Annotated in this window: 2 protein-coding genes; both read left to right on the forward strand. The window is 34.1% G+C overall.

Going from position 1 to position 1,386, the window contains the following annotated elements:
- Positions 1 to 479 (forward strand): hypothetical protein (locus IG80_RS0111875; RefSeq protein WP_032114240.1); only part of this gene is annotated, 479 nt, incomplete at its 5' end.
- 91 nt (positions 480 to 570) lie between these two features.
- Positions 571 to 1,386, forward strand: an 816-nt coding sequence (locus tag IG80_RS16005; RefSeq protein WP_032114241.1) for a hypothetical protein, incomplete at its 3' end; no start/stop codon positions are given.

Below are 1,386 nucleotides of genomic sequence, written 5' to 3' on the forward strand. Positions count from 1 at the left end.
CTGCTCATCTCCATCTTATTCGGACGGGATATAAAGGCAATGAAGCAACAGAAAATGATTTAAGAATGACCTCAAGTGCTTTATATAACGTTGTTTTGTGGAATAATACCTTCTCAGATGAACAAAAATTTCATCGCTTTAGAATAATTCTTGACCTTGAATTAAGACGTTTGGAAAAGTTAAGAAACAAAGCAACCCCACAAGATTATGATACGATTGCTAAAGTTTATTATAACCTTGGTGAGCAATGCTCGAATGCATTTTCTAAATTATTACAATTCCAATATTTTCAGAAAGCCGGAGAATTTGAATCCGTTTATTTAAGCCAAAATAATTTAAATGTAACTGAGCAAGATCTTCTTGATGCCCACCTTATTTATCAGAAAGCTGCAGAAACGATGCAAACGTATGATCAAGCTCTAGCCCAAATATTTTATAATCAAGCTCAGCATTTGAAATTTCTTTTAAATAAAAAATAAAATCTTAACTTCATTAAAAAAGACGATTGACTTAATATTGATTGTTATTATAAAATTAATGCCGAATAGATAATATAATTGGAGAAATAAATTGAGCGCTTTTTTGAAACCATTCAATCTTCTCATAATTGTTAACCTTCTAATCAGTTGCTTTGCTTTATCTAGCGAAGAAATCAAAGAGATTCCTAACCAACATGGCCTTATACTTAAAAAAGTTTATGGTGAGCATAATATTCCTCTTGAATTAGAAGAAACCGGACGTGTTGATACGTATAAAGGAGACGCTGAAAAATATTCTCTTGAAAGTCCTTTTGGTGTTTATCTTGCCTATGATAATAATATTCTTATTGGCGCCCAAGCCATTGACCATACTCTAAAAAATGACACCCTTATGGGAAGTGTAACGACCGATATTTTAGACACTTATCAAGGCAAAGGATATGGTACTAAGTTACGCAAAGCTACCGGAGAATTTATAAGAGACACCTATTTTGGAAAAAATGTTGTTATTGATTCCAAGCAAGGTATAAGTTCATCACCCCTTACTTTCTTACATTCTGACAATGAATGGATGTGGGGAGAAAATATGCCCTCTTTGATGACAGCCCTAAAGGCTGGCTATCAGATTGCTTGTATTGGGAGTTCTAGTACCCTTCAAATGCTCCTTACTCAAGAAGAGAGAATAAAAGCAGGTCTATGGTCAGAAAAACGAACAAAGTACTTGACGGAAATAGGCAGGATGCTCTCAGATCCTTCTTCTTATTTTAAAGAAGGATTTAAGCAAAATCTAAGCGACCTTCTCCAAGCTCTTGATTTGACTCAAGAAACAGATATTGTAACCTTTTTTCGCCTTTGGGAAAAGGCTTTTAATGACTCTATAGTAGCAAGATTTGAAACAGTAGCAAGT

The organism is Candidatus Paracaedibacter symbiosus (assembly GCF_000757605.1).
Taxonomy (GTDB): Bacteria; Pseudomonadota; Alphaproteobacteria; order Paracaedibacterales; family Paracaedibacteraceae; genus Paracaedibacter_A; species Paracaedibacter_A symbiosus.